At 35.8% G+C, this 19,779-nt stretch carries 16 protein-coding genes and 1 riboswitch; of the genes, 13 read left to right on the top strand and 3 right to left on the bottom strand.

Annotated elements, in window-relative coordinates; translation table 11 throughout:
* Window positions 1–23: 23 nt before the first annotated feature.
* The 3 genes from EKG35_RS07335 (at window position 24) to tatC (ending at window position 1,810) form a co-directional block, all read left to right on the top strand.
* On the top strand, window positions 24–656 hold the full coding sequence (locus EKG35_RS07335; RefSeq protein ID WP_126293791.1) for a redox-sensing transcriptional repressor Rex: 633 nt from the start codon (window positions 24–26) through the stop codon (window positions 654–656).
* An 81-nt stretch (window positions 657–737) separates the two neighbouring features.
* A complete protein-coding gene (locus tag EKG35_RS07330) occupies window positions 738–959 on the top strand; it encodes a twin-arginine translocase TatA/TatE family subunit (RefSeq protein WP_126293790.1) in 222 nt (73 codons plus the stop codon).
* Between the two features lie 20 nt (window positions 960–979).
* Window positions 980–1,810, top strand: a complete 831-nt coding sequence (tatC, locus tag EKG35_RS07325; protein ID WP_126293789.1) for a twin-arginine translocase subunit TatC — start codon at window positions 980–982, stop codon at window positions 1,808–1,810.
* Window positions 1,811–1,964: 154 nt separating this feature from the next.
* Here tatC and EKG35_RS07320 read toward each other — a convergent pair whose 3' ends face one another.
* Complete coding sequence (locus EKG35_RS07320; RefSeq protein ID WP_126293788.1) at window positions 1,965–2,702, bottom strand: CPBP family intramembrane glutamic endopeptidase; 738 nt, start codon at window positions 2,700–2,702, stop codon at window positions 1,965–1,967.
* A 249-nt stretch (window positions 2,703–2,951) separates the two neighbouring features.
* On the opposite strand from EKG35_RS07320, the gene groES reads away from it, so the two are divergent.
* Complete coding sequence (groES, locus tag EKG35_RS07315; RefSeq protein WP_126293787.1) at window positions 2,952–3,236, top strand: co-chaperone GroES; 285 nt, start codon at window positions 2,952–2,954, stop codon at window positions 3,234–3,236.
* A gap of 113 nt (window positions 3,237–3,349) precedes the next feature.
* Window positions 3,350–4,984 (top strand): chaperonin GroEL, encoded by a 1,635-nt coding sequence (groL, locus tag EKG35_RS07310; RefSeq protein WP_126293786.1) that lies wholly within the window; start codon window positions 3,350–3,352, stop codon window positions 4,982–4,984.
* Between the two features lie 535 nt (window positions 4,985–5,519).
* Here groL and EKG35_RS07300 read toward each other — a convergent pair.
* Window positions 5,520–5,879, bottom strand: a complete 360-nt coding sequence (locus tag EKG35_RS07300; RefSeq protein WP_126293785.1) for a winged helix-turn-helix transcriptional regulator — start codon at window positions 5,877–5,879, stop codon at window positions 5,520–5,522.
* A 223-nt stretch (window positions 5,880–6,102) separates the two neighbouring features.
* On the opposite strand from EKG35_RS07300, the gene fdhA reads away from it, so the two are divergent.
* From fdhA to EKG35_RS07280, 4 genes are all read left to right on the top strand, one after another.
* Window positions 6,103–7,320, top strand: a complete 1,218-nt coding sequence (fdhA, locus tag EKG35_RS07295; protein WP_126293784.1) for a formaldehyde dehydrogenase, glutathione-independent — start codon at window positions 6,103–6,105, stop codon at window positions 7,318–7,320.
* Between the two features lie 605 nt (window positions 7,321–7,925).
* A riboswitch (cyclic di-GMP riboswitch) is annotated at window positions 7,926–8,037 on the top strand.
* Between the two features lie 244 nt (window positions 8,038–8,281).
* Window positions 8,282–10,333, top strand: a complete 2,052-nt coding sequence (locus tag EKG35_RS07290; protein ID WP_126293783.1) for a methyl-accepting chemotaxis protein — start codon at window positions 8,282–8,284, stop codon at window positions 10,331–10,333.
* 129 nt (window positions 10,334–10,462) lie between these two features.
* On the top strand, window positions 10,463–12,643 hold the full coding sequence (locus tag EKG35_RS07285) for an amidase family protein (RefSeq protein WP_126293782.1): 2,181 nt from the start codon (window positions 10,463–10,465) through the stop codon (window positions 12,641–12,643).
* 233 nt (window positions 12,644–12,876) lie between these two features.
* Window positions 12,877–13,347, top strand: coding sequence for a DUF2512 family protein (locus tag EKG35_RS07280; protein ID WP_126293781.1), 471 nt, complete (start codon window positions 12,877–12,879; stop codon window positions 13,345–13,347).
* A gap of 221 nt (window positions 13,348–13,568) precedes the next feature.
* Here EKG35_RS07280 and EKG35_RS20835 read toward each other — a convergent pair whose 3' ends face one another.
* Window positions 13,569–13,772 carry a hypothetical protein gene (locus tag EKG35_RS20835; RefSeq protein ID WP_126293780.1) on the bottom strand — a complete coding sequence of 68 codons (204 nt, stop codon included), beginning with the start codon at window positions 13,770–13,772 and terminating at the stop codon, window positions 13,569–13,571.
* 310 nt (window positions 13,773–14,082) lie between these two features.
* Here EKG35_RS20835 and EKG35_RS07270 point away from each other — a divergent pair, with 310 nt between their 5' ends.
* The 4 genes from EKG35_RS07270 to EKG35_RS07255 all read left to right on the top strand — a co-directional run bounded on the left by EKG35_RS07270 (window position 14,083) and on the right by EKG35_RS07255 (window position 19,754).
* Complete coding sequence (locus EKG35_RS07270) at window positions 14,083–15,717, top strand: PucR family transcriptional regulator (RefSeq protein WP_246020249.1); 1,635 nt, start codon at window positions 14,083–14,085, stop codon at window positions 15,715–15,717.
* A 125-nt stretch (window positions 15,718–15,842) separates the two neighbouring features.
* Window positions 15,843–17,111, top strand: coding sequence for a cytosine permease (locus tag EKG35_RS07265; protein ID WP_126293779.1), 1,269 nt, complete (start codon window positions 15,843–15,845; stop codon window positions 17,109–17,111).
* A complete protein-coding gene (locus EKG35_RS07260; RefSeq protein ID WP_126293778.1) occupies window positions 17,108–18,211 on the top strand; it encodes an S-methyl thiohydantoin desulfurase family protein in 1,104 nt (367 codons plus the stop codon). The genes EKG35_RS07265 and EKG35_RS07260 overlap by 4 nt, the downstream gene beginning before the upstream one ends.
* Window positions 18,204–19,754 carry a hydantoinase/oxoprolinase N-terminal domain-containing protein gene (locus tag EKG35_RS07255; protein WP_126293777.1) on the top strand — a complete coding sequence of 517 codons (1,551 nt, stop codon included), beginning with the start codon at window positions 18,204–18,206 and terminating at the stop codon, window positions 19,752–19,754. Before EKG35_RS07260 ends, EKG35_RS07255 begins: the two co-directional genes overlap by 8 nt.
* Window positions 19,755–19,779 lie beyond the last annotated feature (25 nt).

The raw sequence follows: 19,779 nt of genomic DNA, 5'->3' as shown, positions 1-19,779 counted from the left end.
AATTGCATATAGGGAGGGATTGTGTGAAACAAGAAATAAAAATTCCACAAGCAACGACAAAAAGACTTCCTCTTTATTATCGTTTTTTGCAAAACTTTGCAAATGAAGGAAAAAGAAGAGTATCTTCACAAGAACTAAGTGAAGCAATGAAAATAGATTCTGCAACGATTCGAAGAGATTTCTCCTATTTCGGAGCGCTTGGTAAAAAAGGATATGGATACGATGTTCTTTATTTGCTTGAGTTTTTCAGACAAACGCTGGATCAAGATGAAGGAGCAAATGTTGCGTTAATAGGTGTAGGGAATTTGGGGAATGCATTTTTAAAATATAATTTCCAAAAGAACCATAATACAAGAATTGTTGTAGCTTTCGATTCGAAAGCGCCTCGTGACGGGGAAGTAGTAAATGGTATTCCTGTTTACCATCCGGATCGATTAGAAGAAATGTATCATGAATATCATGCGGAACTCGCAATATTAACAGTTTCGTCTCGCTCAGCTCAAGTAATGGCCGATCGTCTAGCTGCAATCGATGCAAAGGGAATTTTAAACTTTACACCGGTTCGACTTAATGTACCAGATTCGATGAAGATTATGAATATCGATTTATCGGTCGAATTAGAGGCATTAATCTATTTAATTCGCAATAGTGAATGACGAAAAGTATTCACAATATATAATTAGCAAATTGCGACAATATACGATAAAATGTACATAATATTAGAGGAGGTGGCTATCATGGTTGTGCATTTAAATGCAATTGGACCAGTAAGCCTAGTTATTATTGGTGTTGTAGCTTTATTAATTTTCGGGCCGAAAAAACTTCCAGAGCTTGGAAAGGCTTTAGGTTCAACACTTCGCGAATTTAAAAAAGGTACAAGCGGATTAATCGATGATGAGGACACTAAAAAAACAGTCATTGAGCATAAAGATATAGATAAAGATAAAGAAAACAAGTAAGTTAAGGATGTCAACTTATTATGAATCCAAAAGAACTCACTGTTATTGAACATATAGAAGAGTTAAGAAAACGTTTATTTATTTGTGCGATTTTCTTTGTTCTTGCATTAGTGGGAAGCTTTTACGTAGCAGAACCGATAATAAAATTTATTCAACATACGGGAGAAAAAGAGCAGCATTTAACATTAAACGCATTCAATGTAGGCGATCCACTTACAGTTTATTTAGAGGTAACCTTTATTGTAGCATTAATTGTCACATCGCCAATTATCCTGTATCAGCTATGGGCTTTTATTACGCCTGGTTTACATGAAACAGAACGTAAAGCCACTTTAAAATATATTCCATATGCCTTTTTATTGTTTATTGGTGGCCTTGCATTCGGCTATTTCATTCTATTTCCAAATATTATGAATTTCATGATGAACTTATCAAATGAGCTTGAAATTCAACAAACAATTGGTATAAATGAATATTTCTCCTTTTTATTTAAACTTGTCGTTCCTTTTGGTTTAATATTTCAATTACCGGTAGTGACGCTGTTCTTAGCGCGGCTCGGCATTTTAAATCCAAAGCTGATGGTGAAGTTCCGTAAGTACTCATATTTTGTATTATTTGTTTTAGCGGTACTACTTGCACCACCAGATCTTATATCAAATTTACTGATAGCAATTCCGCTATTTATTTTATATGAAATTAGTATTGTAATCGCACGAATTGGTTATAAAAAATATGAAATCGCGGAAGCAATACGTCAGCAGGAAGAGAAAGAAGAAGCTCAAAACCAGCAAGTAGAAGCATTGCTGGCAGAACAGCGGCGCCAAATTGAAGAGATGACAAAGCAACAATAAAAATTAAGCCTATTTTCGGACATGAAGTTCGAAAATAGGCTTTTTCATTTTTAATTATTAAACTTTTAAAAGTCTTTCACATTAGAAAACAACGGAAAGCTGTTCCCAAAGCGCAATACTTCAAGTGAAATACGCTAGAAGTGGTTGATGATATTTATTTAGGCACTTGATCCATAATTTGTTGAAGCTTATCAGCATTCATTTGAACTAATGTAACAAAACCATTTAACATCATATGGGCAATAATAGATGTAAGTAATCGCTTCGTTTTATAATAGAGAAATGCAAAAATAAAACCGCTAATTGTATAAAGAATGATATGGGTAAAATCTAAATGAATTACAGCGAAAACAATGGAACTAACGATACCGGCCACCCAAAAGCTTTGAGTTTGTATTAACGAGCCAAAAACAACCCGTCGAAAAACTAACTCCTCTAAAATCGGACCAAAAAATACAGAGGCTAATATCATGATAGGGGCAATTTCCGTTACAAGCAATATGGTTTCCGTATTTTCCGAACCGAAGTCAATCCCAAGGGCTAACTCAATCATTGCTCCAATCGATTGACCTAGATATACTAGGAAAAAACCGATAATTCCCCAGCCGATTGAAACGGGTATAGATGCTTTTTCCCCTTTAAATATGTTCCAAAAATTTTTATTTTTATTAATTAAAATAATACAAACGATGAAAGCAATAATTGCCGATATAGCGGACCACCAGCCTGCTATCGCAATACCTGCCTCTGCCCCGTCTTTATTTATAAAATGAAGGAAAACCTTCCTCACAGGTGGAATAAGTACTATAAAGCCGGATAATTGAAATCCAATGTAAGTAAGCAATACGTAAAATGCAGTTTTTTGTGTTTGAATCTTAGTAGTAGTACTCAATAGAGAAAATCCCTCTTTCTAAAAATAGAGTTTAAAACATAGTATAAGTAGATAAACTATCAGAGGCGTCTGAATAAGATTATCCAACTAAATTCTATTGTAGATGAATATGGAAAGAAAACAAAATTTTTTACGCTTCGTACTTGCAAAAATAAATTGAATTCTTTATTATAATAATTGTGTTAGCACTCATATGAAGAGAGTGCTAATAATGATATTTAAACTAAAATTTGTAGGAGGTTGTTTCACTTGTTAAGACCATTAGGTGATCGTATCATTATCGAACTAGTTGAGGTGGAAGAAAAATCACAATTCGGAATTGTACTTCCAGATTCAGCAAAAGAAAAACCACAAGAGGGTAAAGTTGTTGCTGTGGGAACAGGTCGTGTACTAGATAACGGCACACGTGTCGAGCCTGAAGTAAAAGAAGGCGATCTTATTATCTTCTCTAAATACTCAGGCACAGAAGTGAAATATGAAGGTAAAGAATATTTAATTCTCCGCGAAAGTGATGTACTAGCAGTAATCGGCTAAAAATGTAAAAAATGAATCTTAAGCAATGGGCGCCTTTACATACTATGAATTGTTTGGCGCTCGCATGCTACTTTTGATTTTTGAATAGAATATAAAATTTGGAGGTTAGCAAAATGGCAAAAGATATTAAATTCTCAGAAGAAGCTCGTACGCTTATGCTACAAGGTGTTGATAAATTAGCAAACGCAGTAAAGGTAACATTAGGTCCAAAAGGCCGCAATGTAGTATTAGAAAAAAAATTCGGTTCTCCATTAATTACAAATGATGGTGTAACAATTGCAAAAGAAATCGAACTTGAAAATCCATATGAAAATATGGGTGCAAAACTTGTTGCTGAAGTTGCTTCAAAAACAAATGAAATTGCTGGTGACGGTACAACAACAGCGACAGTTCTAGCACAAGCAATGATTCGTGAAGGACTTAAAAATGTAACGGCTGGTGCTAACCCAGTAGGTATTCGTAAAGGTATGGACAAAGCTGTTGCTGCAGCAATTCAAGAGTTGCAAGTTATTTCTCGTCCAGTAGAAAACAAAGAAGCGATTGCACAAGTTGCTGCAATTTCTGCTGCTGATGAAGAAGTAGGGGAATATATTGCTGATGCAATGGAACGTGTAGGTACTGACGGTGTTATCACAATCGAAGAATCTAAAGGTTTCACTACTGAACTTGATGTAGTTGAAGGTATGCAATTCGATCGCGGCTACGTATCTCACTACATGGTAACTGATACAGATAAAATGGAGGCTGTATTAGAAAATCCATATATTTTAATTACTGATAAAAAAGTTTCAAGCATTCAAGAAATTCTTCCTTTGCTTGAACAAGTTGTTCAACAAAGCCGCCCATTATTAATCATTGCTGAAGATATTGAAGGGGAAGCTTTAACTACATTAATCTTAAATAAACTACGTGGTACATTTAATGTAGTAGCAGTAAAAGCTCCTGGCTTTGGTGATCGTCGTAAAGCAATGTTAGAAGACATTGCAATTTTAACTGGTGGTCAAGTGATTACTTCTGATCTTGGCTTAGAGTTAAAAACAGCTGATGTAACTTCTTTAGGTCGTGCTGGTAAAGTAGTAGTATCTAAAGACTACACAACAATTGTTGAAGGTTCTGGAAATAGTGATGCAATTGAAGCACGTGTTAACCAAATTCGTTCTCAAATCGCAGAAACTACTTCTGAATTCGATAAAGAAAAATTACAAGAACGCCTTGCAAAATTAGCTGGTGGTGTAGCAGTAATCAAAGTTGGTGCTGCAACTGAAACAGAATTAAAAGAACGTAAACTTCGCATCGAAGACGCATTAAACTCAACTCGTGCTGCTGTTGAAGAAGGTATTGTATCAGGTGGTGGTACTGCACTTCTTAACGTATACGGTGCAGTTGAAAAAGTACTTGATGAAGTAGAAGGCGACGTAGCAACTGGTGTACGCATCGTGTTGCGTGCTTTAGAAGAACCAGTTCGTCAAATTGCAAACAATGCTGGCCTTGAAGGATCAATTATCGTTGACCGCTTAAAACGTGAAGAAGCAGGTATTGGCTTCAACGCTGCAAACGGTGAATGGGTGAACATGATCGAAGCTGGTGTAGTTGACCCTGCAAAAGTAACTCGTTCAGCTCTTCAAAACGCTGCATCTGTAGCTGCTTTATTCTTAACAACTGAAGCAGTTGTAGCAGATATCCCAGAACCAGCTACTCCAGCAATGCCTGACATGGGTGGCATGGGCGGAATGGGCGGCATGATGTAAGGCCAACACGAAGTTGGTCACTCGGACGTTGCGACACGATGTCGCGGTTTTAGTCCGAGTTCCTCTGCCCGTCAATGCCTTGATATATAAGGGTTTGTATGTAAAATGAAAGTGGTTTGCTAACATAGAGGATTTTAATCGAGGCTTCTCATTAGTTGTGAAAACTTTTGGGAAGCCTCTTTTTTCATGTCTATTGTAATGTGGGGATAGGTGTTTTTAGTGAACGAACCGGGGGCTTTATTATGCCCCCTATAGCTTTCTTCGTAGACAGGTTCTCTAGTCATTGAATCACTCGAGAGAGTTTACTCACAGGGCTTGGCTGCGAATTATGAAATAGTTCATCCACACCATTTTAAACTATTGTGCTTACCGTTTCTTAGTGGTGGTTAATGAAGTTTTAGTAGTTTTAGCAATCCAGCAGCTTTTAATTTGTGATTATAAGCTGCTGTCACTAGAACGATTGCGCGGCTTATTAAGTGCATCATCTACAAAATTGTGAAACTACGAAAATGTAAGAACTGTTTCTGTGATTATCTTACTTACTGAACGATTTTAAATTTTGCTTACCCCAATCATACATCATTAAAACAATGGGCATTAAGCTTTCGCCTAGTTCTGTCAATGAATATTCCACTCGTGGAGGAACTTCGGGGAAAACTCTTCTTTGAACAATACCATCTTCCTCTAACTCTCTAACTTGGGTTGTTAACACCTTATGTGTGATTTTGGGAAATAGGTGTTTAATTTCACTAAAACGTAATGTCCCATTAGTTCCTAAATAGTAAATAATCGTAATTTTCCATTTGCCGCTAATGATGGATAAGGTTAATTCCTTTTCACAATTAAATTCACCATTCTCAATTTTCTTTCTAACTTCCTTTCGTAAATCGTGCATAAAATACTTCTCCCCCTTTTTATCAAAAAGTATCCTTTAAGTAACTTTCTCACAAAAAAGTGCGTTCTTCCAAAGAAAGGAATCATTTTTTAGAATAAATTTAAGATAGGGAATATTCAAAAAACAGACCCTCTATAAAAGAGGAGAAAAAACTTTGATAACTCTATCAATGGGGATGTAAAAACTTCGTAGTTAAGGTAAGAAAAATGAAGGGGGAAAATGAATGACAGGAAACAGAGCCGTAGTTTATAGAGGGGCAGGGAAAGTAGCTGTTGAAGATATTGGCTACCCAGACTTGATCCTAAGAGATGGGCCAGGAGTAAATCCTTTAAATGTCGGTCGTAAGTGTGACCATGGCGTAATTCTAAAGGTTGTAACAACGAATATTTGTGGAAGTGACCAACATATGGTTCGAGGCCGGACCACTGCTCCTGAGGGGCTTGTTCTTGGTCATGAAATTACGGGTGAAGTCATTGAAGTAGGGCGAGATGTCGAATTTATAAAAAAAGGAGATCTTGTATCCGTACCATTTAATATTGCTTGTGGTCGTTGCCGCAGTTGTAAAGAACAGAATACACATATTTGCGAAAATGTTAATCCAGATCGTCCCGGTTCCGCATACGGTTACGTGGACATGGGTGGATGGGTAGGTGGGCAATCCGAGTATGTAATGGTTCCCTATGCAGACTTCCAGTTGCTGAAATTTCCAGATAAAGATCAAGCCCTGGAAAAAATCCTTGATTTAACTATGCTTTCTGATATTTTCCCAACAGGTTATCACGGTGCGGTGAGTGCTGGTGTAAAGCCTGGTTCTACTGTGTATGTTGCTGGAGCTGGACCAGTTGGCTTGGCTGCAGCCCATTCTGCCCAACTCTTAGGGGCCTCTGTAGTTATCGTTGGTGATTTAAATAGTGAGCGACTAGCACAGGCTAAGAGCTTCGGTTGTGAAACAGTAAATCTTAGAGAACATCCAAATCTTGGAGAACAAATTGAACAGATTTTAGGAATTCCAGAGGTCGATTGTGCGATTGACTGTGTCGGTTTTGAAGCCCACGGACATGGTAAAGGGACCGGTGAAGCTCCAGCTACTGTATTAAACTCCATAATGGAAGTTACCCGTGCTGGAGGGCGACTGGGTATTCCTGGTCTATATGTTACAGGTGATCCGGGGGCAGTCGATGAGGATGCGAAAGTCGGTACATTAAAGGTTCGTTTGGGGCTTGGATGGGCTAAAGCTCATACGTTTGTAACTGGTCAAACACCGGTTATGAAATATCACCGTGACTTAATGATGGCTATCCTGAGCGGGAAAGCCCAAATTGCTAAAGCTGTAAATGCAACACCAATTTCTTTAGATCAAGCACCAGCTGCATATGCTGAATTTGATCAGGGAGCTTCCAAGAAGTTTGTCATTGATCCTCATGAAATTTTAAATAAATAAGTTAGACAAATGGCCTATTATTATGAGTAATATTACATTAGATTTAGCTAAAAAATTATTTCAGGTGTGAGAAGCGAAAAATTTGAAGTTTCCATGGTTATTTCAATTGTTGATGAGGGTAGAAATTCACCGAGATGATGACTAATTAGTAAGCGCTGACATTGCCCCAAATAAGGCATGGACATCTGTTGCGTTAAAATGCCTTGTAACTCAGAGAGCATGCTGTAAGGCAAACAGTGTTTGAGCGGTTATCAAGAAGCTTGAATTAGCAATCAAACTTTAAATTAAATAGTATTACTCTTAACGCCATCTCTCAGCAATTAACCTAAGAGATGGTGTTTTTTTGATTTTCAGGCTTACTCATTCTAATAGAGGAAGGTACTGTTCTAATAGATCAGAGAAGGAGTCTTTTTCATTTAGCCATAGAACCTTCGTATTGCATTTACAATAGTATTTCTAGGAAGATTTAATTATCCCGATTATAATATAGTGCATAGTTTTTCTTGTAGAAAATAATAAGTATTTTGGTTTTATTGTCATAAATTGTTGAAATTTGTATAATTACATGCGATTATTATAAGAGATGAGTTTAATCTTATATTTATGGAAGATAAAGGCAAACTATTCCGAAAGGGTAGGACGCAAAGCCTAGGGTCTAAGGTTTAGTAGGATGAATCAAAATCCTGCAATTTAAACGATGATCGCCTGGTTACCAAATTTACGGATTCTTACTAATTTAAATCCTTTGGCTATTCTATGAAAAATAGAGTAGTTTTTTTTTGGCAAGTTTTATTCCATAAGCTAGATGATTGCTAATTATAAAACAAGCTTTTGTACATTTATAATATTTAGCAATAACTTTGTGTAGTGAAAGTTTTAGAGAGGGATGATAACAGTTTATTGACGTGCAAGATGTGGAAATTCTAATAGTTTCACTAAAACAATAGAAAGGTTTGGCAATATGAATAAAAGAAGATTTTCATTTAAAGCAAAAGTTTTAATTTATTCTTTATTACTATCGTTAGTACCGATCATCTTTGTTGGATTTTTAGTAAATAATACAGTTAGCAAAATAACTGAGAAAGATTATCTCAATTTTAGTGAAAGAGAAATTAAACAGGTTGATAATGGAATTTCTATGTATTTTGAATCTATTAGGGAAAACGTGAGTTTACTAGCTACCAACCCATCTGTTATAAATGCTGATTCAAGTATTACCTCCTATATGGATGTAGCAGGGGAAGATTCAATTGACATGACTCCTTCTACTAATGGGGAAAAAGAGCGAGCAATATATGAGGTGTTTTCTCAATTTAGTGAGAGTCATCCAAATGCAGCTTATGTTTATATAGGCACATCGGATGGAGGTTATGTCCAATATCCAGAGGGTCCTGTGCCAGCAGGCTTTGATCCAAGAGATCGTCCTTGGTATACGACAGCAGCTGAAGATCCAGGAAAAGTAAAGTTAACAAGCGCCTATGCAGCAACTGGAATAGAGGGAATTATCGTAAGTAATGTTGTTACGATTGAAAAGGACGGAAAAGAAATAGGTGTGTTAGGTCTGGATGTAAGTCTAGATGGTTTAACAAATATGATTAAGGAAATCAGCATAGGAGAAAATGGTTATGTAATTCTAGCGCAAGAGGATGGAACAATCCTTGCAAATCCAAAGAATCCAGAACTGAATTTCCAACCAATTTCCGAACTGAATGTTCCGGAACTAGAGGATTTAAGTAAAGATGGTTCATTTGAAGCAATAATTGATGGAAAAGAATATGTATTAAACACAGTCACATCAAAAAATGAAGGCTGGAAATATATCACTGTCATCGAAAAGAGTGAACTTTTAGCGACGGCAAACTCCATCCGCACAAATATCTCTATTATTGGTGGAATTATTGCAGTAATAGCTATAATCGTTTCTATTTTCGTGAGTCAAGGTATAACACGAAGAATCAAAAATATTGGTGATGTATCATTAGCCATGTCTCAAGGTGATTTAACTCAATTAGTTGAGATTAAATCAAATGATGAAATTGGAGATATGGGTAAGAATTACAATATTATGTCTAATAGTTTAAAAGAAATGATTAAAAAGATTTCATTAGAATCTCAGGCATTATCAGCTACATCTGAGGAACTGGCAGCATCTTCTATTGAGAATCAAAAAGCCTCGAATCAAATATCTGATTCTATCCAAAGCGTCGCCTCTGGAACAGAAGAACAAAATGTGGCAATGAAGAATGCTGTAGGGATTATAAATGAAGTGTTTAAGCATGTTGATGATGTGTCAATGAGCATGGACAATGTAAGTCAGTCTGTTCATTTTTCAGCAGAAACTGCTAAACAAGGTAGTGATGTTGTTTATCAAACTGTAAAGCAAATGGGTGAAATAGATAAAAATGTGAGCTCTTCTGCTGAAAAAATTGGCCTATTAAATGAGAAGTCGAACGAAATTAGTCAAATTAGTTTGATGATACAGTCAATTTCAGAGCAAACAAACTTATTAGCTTTAAATGCTGCAATCGAAGCGGCAAGAGCTGGCGAACATGGAAAGGGATTTGCGGTAGTAGCAGACGAAGTACGAAACCTTGCAGAGCAATCTAGTCATTCAGCATTGCAGATCAATGAAATTATTAATGATATTAAAGAAGGAATTAAAGATTCAATGAGTCTTGTTAATCAAGGGGCAAACTCGGCTAAAGAAGGAATGAAACTTGTAAATGAAAGTGGAAGAGCCTTCGGAGAAATTAAGGATGCCGTACTTGATGTCACAACAAGAATATCTGATGTTAGTGTAGCAATGGGCAACATGAAAAAACATATAGCGGAAGTTGTAGCCCATATAGAGGAAGTTTCGAAAACAAGTTTAGAGGTTAACGATCATTCACAAAATGTTGCTGCATCATCACAACAGATGAGTGCCTCAATGGAAGAGGTTTCATTAGCAGCTCAAGAGTTAGCTAGAATGTCAGTTGAATTAGAGGAAGTTATACAGCAATTTAAACTATAAAAATCCACTTTACAGTACTTAATTTATTGTTAGATGATCTAATGATTAGATCATCTAGTTTAATAATCCAGAATATTTAAAAGTGTATTAGTTTACTATTTCGAATCATTATAAAAGGGAGGAAACACTATGTTTAAAACAATTTATCAGCTTAAAACCCTGATTGCTTTTATTTTTGTAATAGCGACGCTTCCATTAGTAAGTGTTTCTGCAGAAGAAATGGAATTTGATCCATTTGAAAAGAGTATTAGTGAAATTTCTGATGCTTTAAATAACAACCAAATTACTTCTGAACAATTGGTTGAGTATTATCTAGAGCGTATAGAGGCATATGACAAGCAAGGCCCAGCGATTAACTCAATCATTACAATTAATGATCAAGCTGTTGAGATTGCCAAGCAATTAGATGAAGAAAGACAAAATAAAGGTCCAAGAGGCATTCTTCATGGTATTCCGATTGTTGTGAAGGATAATATTGACGTAAAAGGAATGCCTACATCTGCGGGTTCTGTGGCACTAAAGGATGCTTATCCGACAGAAGATGCTTTTGTTATTCAGAAACTAAAGGACGAAGGAGCGATTATCCTAGCTAAAACAAATATGTCAGAGTTTGCAGCATCTTATGGCAGATTAGGATACAGCTCATTGGGTGGCTTAACTTTAAACCCTTATAATCTTAACCGAGATGCTTCAGGATCAAGTAGCGGAACGGCAGCGGCAGTTACAGCAAACTTTGCTGTATTTGGATTAGGTACAGATACATCTGCTTCAGTGAGAGGTCCAGCGAATGTAACTGGTCTAGTTGGTATAAGACCGACGATAGGTTTAATAAGTCGCAGTGGGGTAATTCCATCCTCGTTAACTTTTGATACAACTGGTCCGATAGCAAGATCAGTTGAGGATGCAGCGATTGTATTGAGTGTAATGGCTGGGGTTGATGAGAAAGACGCTAAAACGTTGCCTGCAAAGGAACACATCGTCGAAGACTATAGTAAATCCTTAGATAGCACTGCTTTACAAAACGCAAGAATCGGCGTAGCAGTTGACTTTTTTGGCGACAACGAAGAAGTGGATGCGATTGCGAATGAAGCTATAGCAAAAATGGAAGAAATGGGTACAGAGGCTATTCCGGTGTCTTTCTCAGAGCTAACTCAATATTTATGGACACCAATTGTTGGACCGATTAATGATGCGGACTTTAAGGTGCAATTAGAAGAATATCTTGCACAGCTCCCAGAGGGTCAGCCAAAAACACTAGAAGAAATTATCAAAATTAGTGAATCTCCTGAAGTTTTAAATTCGGCAACGCCAGTAAATCCAGGGCGTGTGGAAGGTTTTAAAACTTCGATGGAACAGGCAGAATTTAAAGACAGCGCAGAATACAATCAAATCATAACAAACGAAATGCCTAAAGTACGTGATGAAATTCAAGCAATTATGGAAAATGAAAATTTGGATGCAATCGTTTTTCCAACGATGTCATGTCCAGCGTCACCAAGATTTGATCAGGAAGACCCTACATATGTATGTGAAGCATATGATACTTATGCCGCTAGTTATGTAGCTTCAGCAACAGGATTCCCTGAAATTACTGTGCCAGCTGGTGTTACGAAGGAAGAGGTACCTGTTGGGATTTCTTTCTTCGGGCTAGCATTTAGTGAACAATCTCTATTAGATTTAGCCTATTCATTTGAACAAGCAACAAATGCTAGAACGTTGCCAAAAACAACGCCTAATTTCGCGGTTGATTTAGTTGATGAAACTAAATTTAAAGATGTTAATTCTTATGAAGATGAAATTGAGTATTTAACAGATAAAGGCATAATTCAGGGTTATGCTGATGGAACATTTAAACCAAACAATCCTATTACTCGTTTACAAGCTATAAAAATGATTTTAAGAGAAAAGGGAATTAAAGACTTTTCTAACGTTACAAATCCAGGATTTATTGATGTGAAGCCAGGCGATAATGGATATGAGGAGATTGCTAAAGCTGTAGAATTAGGTATAATCAACGGTTACGTAAATGCTCAGGGCCAAAAATACTTCGATCCAAACGGAAAATTAACTAGATCACATGCAGCTAAGATTTTAGTATTAGCCTATGACTTAGAGGGAACTAATCCAACCGAATTTAAGGATGTCCCAAAAGAGTATTGGGCATATGATGAAATTTCCGCACTAGCAGCAAATAATATAGCTGGTGGTTATGAAGATGGAACTTTTAAGCCTACTAATAATCTTTCACGTCAAGATTTTGCCGTATTATTGGCTCGATATTTAAATGATGATTTTAAGACATCAAAGTAAATCATAAAACAATAGTTAAGTATTCGTTATCTTTTGTCGAGATAAACTGATAGTTATAAATGCTTTGGAAGCTTCTCAAAAGTTAAAAAGACTTTTGGGAAGCTTTTTATATTTACTTTTTTATCATTTTTAAATTTTTAATACACTGATAAATCATCAATTAATCCTTAAACGTATGAAGGATATAAATTGGGAAAACCTAAAGCTTAAAGAAAAAGAAAGGAAGATGTTTTTTGAAGAGAACAAAAGCTTTTTTCATTAAGCTAGCTATGACTTTTGGGGTCTTATTATTAGTGTTAGGGTTATTCTTTGGTGTTTCTTTAGCAGATATTCTTATTATAACTTTCGTTTTAACAATCGTAGCATTTGTTGGAGATTTGTTTATCTTACCTAGAATTGGGGGAGCCTCAGCTGCAGGAGCTGATTTAGTACTCGCCTTCTTAGTTATATGGGCACTAGGTGCATTTCTATTTGATCCAGATATTTCAGTATTTTCAGCAGCATTATTATCATCATTATTTATTGCAGGTGGCGAATTTTACTACCATAAATATTTAGTGGATCATTTATTTGAAAATGAAACTGAACATGTTGTACGCACCCCAAAAGATAATTTAATTACACAAGCAGAGTTTTCAGAGGACTTTGATAAAGGTACAGATAACTATAAAGAAAAGCAACAAGATGATGCTAATATGAGTTAACTTGACCTTAGAAGTTTTCCTAAGTTCACTGAGCTAGGGGAAACTTCTTTTTTATTTCGCCGTACATTGACATGTATAGGTTATCGAAAAGGCTAAGTTTGTTCATAATACCTTAACCTAGAGTAATGGGTGAATTGTATTAGCTCTAATTAGAATAAGCGTTATTTAAATTATGATTTAGTCCACAGAATTAAAAAAACGCTCAAATGTTAATGTCAGGCCTATTCGAACAAAGTAATAATGGCTATAACCCATACACCAGCGACAATAATTAGAAACCACCATCCCATAAACACGAGGAATTTCTTTAGCAAAGGATTGTTGGTAAATTTCTTTGAAAAGGAAGTCGTTTTTAAGACACTATCAGTATTTTTTAACAATAAGTAAGAAAATGATCCAAAAATTAAAGTAAATAAAATTGCCACTATGAACATCTCCATTGATTTGCATCTCAACCTTTCTATATTTTTCTATAAGTAGTTTACAAGTACTTGAAGTAGTTTTCCAGTATATCATCAATAAAGGGGGACGGCAGGAGAAGTAAAGATGCCAAACTCCCATTAAACAAAAGCAAAAATATCAAGACAATTACCTAATGCAGGTAGTTGGCCTTTTTGATTTGAATATAGAAATTATTGTAGAAATATTCAATCTTTAATTATGTTATGATAATAATAATTTGATATAAAAATATTGCATTTACGAGTATGTATATAAAAACATCCATATTTATAGTTGGATCTAACAAATCAATATTTAAAAGAAGTGGTGAACGAAAATGGGATAACTGTAAAGGATTTGCTGCACTTGCCGTCCTTTAGGGGAGCGGAAGTTTTAACCGGAAAAAATAATCTTAATCGAACAGTCTCATCTTTATCTGTACTGGAAGTCTCTAATGTAGATTTTTTCTCACAAATTATCCAAACGGTTCAAGAAGAATGGTATGCTGAAGAACTTGTCATAAGCTCCTTTTACTCAATCAGAGATAGTGTTGAAAAACAGTGTGAAACCATTCAGCACCTACATGATTTAGGGGAATTGGGCTTAATTTTATATTATGTGGGAATTGTTTTGCCAGAAATACCAGAAGAGGTTTTGCAATTAGCAGAATCTAAAGACTTTATTATTATTTGTATGCCTAAAAACGATTATTCTCTTCGCTATAATGAAGTTATCTATGAAGTGATGGAAGCGATTATAAGTAATCAAACAGTAAATGATCATTTCGTGAAGGAAACTTTAGAAAAGGTTTCTTTGCTTCCAGAACATTTGCAGAGTGTGGAGATTACGCTTAAATTGTTATCAGATCGCCTAAAAGCAAATATTCTATTGACAAATACAAACTTTGAAATTGTAAATCAAGTGATGTGGCCCCGAAATTCATCCTTAGATGTTTTAAACGCTGTCCAGGAATTTTCAAAATATAATTTGAATGATGGAAAGAAAAAGAAAGAAATAGAAAGTAGCACCATTCCTTGTTTTATAGAATATAAGACGATCCATCAAAAAAACGGAGATTTGCTTTATTTATTTCTTATTAAAGAAAATACGAAATTACCAGGAAAAACTATTGAAAAAATAAGTGAAGTTGTACAAGTCGCTATTAATTTATGGGGCGATAAGCATGATGAAGTGAGTGAATATGCTTTAGTCAAAGCAATCATTAATGATGAAAGTGAAAAAATGCGAAGGTTAGCTAATCAACTTCATATCGATGTTTCTGCTATTCAAATAATGTGGCTAGTTTATATAAATGATTTATCCGAAGAAAAGGCAATTAGAGATGAGTTGGAAGAGCATCTTTCGAAATATTATAAAACGGCAGTAATTCAAACCATCGATCATTGTATTATTGTTCTTTTAGGAAATTGCTCATATAGATACAATGAATATGAGATTGCTAGTGAGTTTATCGAAACAACAAATTTTATTTCCCATATATCAGAAATCACTTATTCTCCTAGAATGAGAAACACTCAAGACGTACGCCGAATGTATCAGTTAGTAAATAATGTTGGAAAGAAGGTTCATTCGATCTTTAAAGACCGTAAGTTGTATACAGCAGCTGAAATTCGGTCGATGAAGCGTGCGATTGATTTCAGTACACAAGGGGAAGAAATGATTGAAGAAAGTTTATCAGTAATTGCCCCAATTCTAAATGATACAGAATCTTTAAGAACATTGATGACGTTTCTTCTAGATGCGAATGGGAATTTTGAAGAATGTGGGAAGCTTTTATTTATTCACAAAAATACAGTGAAATATCGGATTAAAAAAATAAGTGAACTTATTGGAAATGATGTAACGGTTTATTCCGAATTTTATGATGTATATATTGCATGTATGATATACCGATTAATAAATAGTTAGAATCATCCGAATTTTTGTCTAAAAGAACAAAAATTCGGATTTTTTTTTCAATTTTGAAAAAGACTTGTTCTTAAGCCTCCTTTTATAATAGAAAAATAAATTGTTCAGAACAAAGGAGGGTCAATATGAAAAATGATGGAGAGCATCAGTCTTGGTATAGTTTAGGGATTATTTGGGCTGGTGCGATGATAACGATACCAAGTTTATTAGTAGGGAATACACTTATTTCCGGAATGAGTTTATCAAAAACATTATTAGTAACTGTTATTGGGTATGCCGTTGTCGTTATACTCATGATTTTACAAGGAATTCAAAGTACTGACTTAGGAAAGCCAACAGTTCAAGTGGCAGGACAAGTTTTTGGTAAAAAAGGCTCTCGCACGATTATTTCAATAATTTTAGCTATTGCCTGCTTAGGTTGGTTTGGAATTCAAGCAAATGTTTGTGGGGCGGCATTAGCAAATTTATTAGCAGTATACGATATTATTGTGCCTATTCCATTAGCCTCTTTCTTTAGTGGGTTGGTGATGGTAATTTCGGCTATCTACGGAATTAAAGTACTTCGTGTATTAAGTTATATTGCTGTTCCTTTATTGGTTGTAATGTGTGTTATTGGTTTAGTACAAACATTGACAGGGGATAATTTACAGACCATTCAGGAGTATAAACCTAAAGGTAATATGAGTTTTATGGATGGATTAGCAGTAACACTCGGTTCATTTGCATTAGGGGCGGTAATAGCTGGTGATTATTCGCAATATTCCAAAAAACGTTCGGATGTGTTAAAAGCAGCAATCTTTGGCATCATACCAGCTGGGGTACTTATGATCGGCACAGGAGCTGTTTTAACGATTGCCTATCAAACTAGTGATATTACCGCAGTCTTTTTGAATATCGCCACTCCATTTATAGGTGGTGTTGTATTAATCTTAGCGACATGGAAAACAAATTTAGTCAATGCCATCTCGGGTGGAATTGCCTTAGTTAATGTGTTTAACGTTTCTAAGAAAAAAGAAAAAATGGCGGTTGGAATTGCTGGAACAGTAGGTACTCTGTTAGCGGTGGTAGGTATATTAAATTACTTTACACCGATAATGTCGATATTATCAGCGATGATTCCACCAGTTGCAGGCGTCATGATTGCTTCTTACTGGGTTATGAATAAGGGGGATAAAAATAACTGGAGAGAAGTTGATGGTGTAAACCGGTTAGGTATTGCTTCTTGGCTTGTAGGAGCTGTTATTGCCAGTACTCCTGTAGTTTTATCGTTATTTCCAAGCTTGCCGCAAGTACCCAATCAACCTTTAATAGGAATTGTTATATCATTTGTTATTTATTTTATTGGATATCGTATATCAGCACAAAACACTGTCATGTTGGAGGAAAATAGATGAGATATTTAGATAAAGAAGCGATTGAAAATATTGCTATAGGAGCAGCTTTTCTTGGAACAGGTGGGGGAGGAGACCCTTATATTGGTAAGTTAATGGCTCTTTCCGCTATTGAAAAAAATGGACCAGTAAAATTGTATTCAGTAGATGAAATAGAGGATGGAGACTTTTTTATTCCAGCCGCTATGATGGGAGCACCTTCTGTATTAGTAGAGAAATTTCCCCGCGGTGATGAATTTGTTAAGGTTTTTCAAAAACTAGCGAACTATTTAGGAAAAGATAAAATTGCTGGAACGTACCCGATGGAAGCAGGGGGAGTTAACTCGATGATTCCAATAGTGGTAGCCGCACAATTGGATTTGCCTCTCATTGATTGTGATGGGATGGGACGAGCATTTCCTGAACTGCAAATGGTGACCTTCCACTTAGATGGGATTCCGGCGACACCGATGGCTATAACTGATGAAAAGGGGAACATCGGTATTTTTGAAACCATCGATAATAAATGGACAGAGCGAATAGCTCGAGCAGCTACTGTTGAAATGGGAGCTAGTTCATTGGTTAGTTTGTATCCAACAACTGGTGCTCAAATTAAAAAAAGTGGTGTGCATAATATTATTACACTTTCTGAAAAAATTGGAGCAATTATTTCCTCAAAAGATAGAGATCCGAACGAAAAACTCGAAGAATTATTAAAGTTAGTTTCTGGATATGAATTATTCCAAGGGAAGATTGTGGATGTTATACGAGAAACAAAGGGTGGATTTAATTTAGGAAAAATGAATCTTGAAGGTATTGCGGTAAATAAGGAAGAAAATATGAAGGTTCATTTTCAAAATGAAAATTTGATAGCAGAAAAAGATGGTCAAGTTATAGCGATGACCCCAGATTTACTATGTTTAGTTGACTATGAAACTTTATTGCCAGTAACTACTGAAAGTTTAAAATATGGGAAACGAGTACGTGTGTTGGGGTTACCGGCCAATGAAAAATGGAGAACTAAAAAAGGAATTGAAACAGCAGGTCCGAAATACTTTGGGTATGATTACGATTACGTTCCAATCGAGGAACTTGTTAAAAAGGTGGTAGCGAAACATGTATAAAATAGGAATAGATGTTGGTGGAACAAATACAGATGCTATTATTTTAGATGAAAATCGTAATTTAATTCATAGTGTAAAATCGCCAACAAGTTTAGATATTAAAACAGGTATTGAAAAGGCTTTAAGAAATTTATTAAAAGAAGCGAATATCGATAGAACAAAAATAACTCACGCGATGTTAGGGACAACACAATGTACAAATGCGATTGTAGAACGCAAAAAGTTAGCTCGTGTTGGCGTCATTCGATTAGGATATCCCGCAACTGCTTCTGTCTTACCGTATACTGCTTGGCCCACAGATATGGTTGGAAAACTATCTGGGAATTATGCTTTAGTGCATGGTGGTTATGAGTATGATGGACAATTATTGGGACAACTCGACGAGACTGAGATAAAGACACTTCTAGAAAAATGGCAAGATAAAGTTGAATCCATTGCTGTGGTTGGCGTTTTTTCCTCTATTAAAAACGATCAAGAGCTTAAGGTTCGCGATATTATACAAGAAGTTTATGGAGAAGATTTTCCAGTTTCTTGTTCTTCATTAATTGGTTCTGTTGGTTTAATCGAACGTGAAAATGCGACAATTTTAAATGCTGCATTATGCAAAGTAATTGAAACGACAACAACAGGCTTTGCTCATGCTTTAGAGGAAGAGGGAATTTCCAATGTAGAGGTATACTTATGCCAAAATGACGGAACATTGATGTCAATTGACTATGCAAGACAATTTCCTATATTAACAATTGCGTGTGGACCAACGAATAGTATACGTGGTGCTTCTTATTTGGCACAAATTAAGAATACAATGGTTCTTGATGTTGGTGGTACAACTTCAGATATTGGGGTTTTACAAGACGGTTTTCCTAGAGAATCATCTGTAGCAGTTGAAGTAGGCGATATCCGTACAAATTTCAGAATGCCGGATATTATTTCTGTTGGTCTAGGTGGAGGAAGTATTGTAAGAGAAGACAATGGCAAAATTACAGTTGGGCCTGATAGCGTAGGATACAAAATCGGTCAGGAAGCTCTTGTCTTTGGAGGAAAAACTCTCACTACAACAGATATTGCTGTTCGATTAGGATTGGCTGATGTTGGGGATAAAAGTCTTGTTGCACATATAGAAGAAGACTTTGCTAGAGAAGTTTTAGTAGAAATCTCCTCTTTATTAGAACAAGCCATTGATAAAATGAAAACCTCTTCAGAAGACGTACAGCTTGTTTTAGTCGGTGGAGGAAGTATCATTGTTCCGGATACGATTCGAGGCGTATCAAATATTATAAAAGCTGAGAATGGTAATGTTGCAAATGCAATTGGTGCTTCGATTGCTCAAATTAGTGGGCAATATGAACAAATCTATATCTATTCGAAAGAACCACGTGAAGCTTCATTGAAAGATGCTCAAGAAAAAGCAGTGAAGCAAGCTGTATTAGCTGGAGCTGTTTCAGATACAATTGAATTAGTTGAAGTAGAAGAAACGCCGCTTGCATATCATCCAGAAAACGCAACAAGATTAAGAGTGAAAGTTGTAGGGAAAATGCAGTAACAGCGATGGGAACAAAAAATAACTA

This window comes from Lysinibacillus telephonicus, from assembly GCF_003966145.1.
In the GTDB taxonomy this organism is placed as follows: domain Bacteria; phylum Bacillota; class Bacilli; order Bacillales_A; family Planococcaceae; genus Ureibacillus; species Ureibacillus telephonicus.
This window is presented reverse-complemented; position numbering and strand designations above follow the sequence as displayed.

What these genes read in the sequence shown, in the direction of transcription:
- EKG35_RS07330 (WP_126293790.1), top strand. Translation starts at nt 738, where the DNA reads ATGGTTGTGCATTTAAATGCAATTGGACCAGTAAGCCTAGTTATTATT.
- tatC (WP_126293789.1), top strand. Translation starts at nt 980, where the DNA reads ATGAATCCAAAAGAACTCACTGTTATTGAACATATAGAAGAGTTAAGA.
- groL (WP_126293786.1), top strand. Translation starts at nt 3,350, where the DNA reads ATGGCAAAAGATATTAAATTCTCAGAAGAAGCTCGTACGCTTATGCTA.
- EKG35_RS07300 (WP_126293785.1), bottom strand. Translation starts at nt 5,879, where the DNA reads ATGCACGATTTACGAAAGGAAGTTAGAAAGAAAATTGAGAATGGTGAA.
- fdhA (WP_126293784.1), top strand. Translation starts at nt 6,103, where the DNA reads ATGACAGGAAACAGAGCCGTAGTTTATAGAGGGGCAGGGAAAGTAGCT.
- EKG35_RS07290 (WP_126293783.1), top strand. Translation starts at nt 8,282, where the DNA reads ATGAATAAAAGAAGATTTTCATTTAAAGCAAAAGTTTTAATTTATTCT.
- EKG35_RS07285 (WP_126293782.1), top strand. Translation starts at nt 10,463, where the DNA reads ATGTTTAAAACAATTTATCAGCTTAAAACCCTGATTGCTTTTATTTTT.
- EKG35_RS07265 (WP_126293779.1), top strand. Translation starts at nt 15,843, where the DNA reads ATGAAAAATGATGGAGAGCATCAGTCTTGGTATAGTTTAGGGATTATT.
- EKG35_RS07260 (WP_126293778.1), top strand. Translation starts at nt 17,108, where the DNA reads ATGAGATATTTAGATAAAGAAGCGATTGAAAATATTGCTATAGGAGCA.
- EKG35_RS07255 (WP_126293777.1), top strand. Translation starts at nt 18,204, where the DNA reads ATGTATAAAATAGGAATAGATGTTGGTGGAACAAATACAGATGCTATT.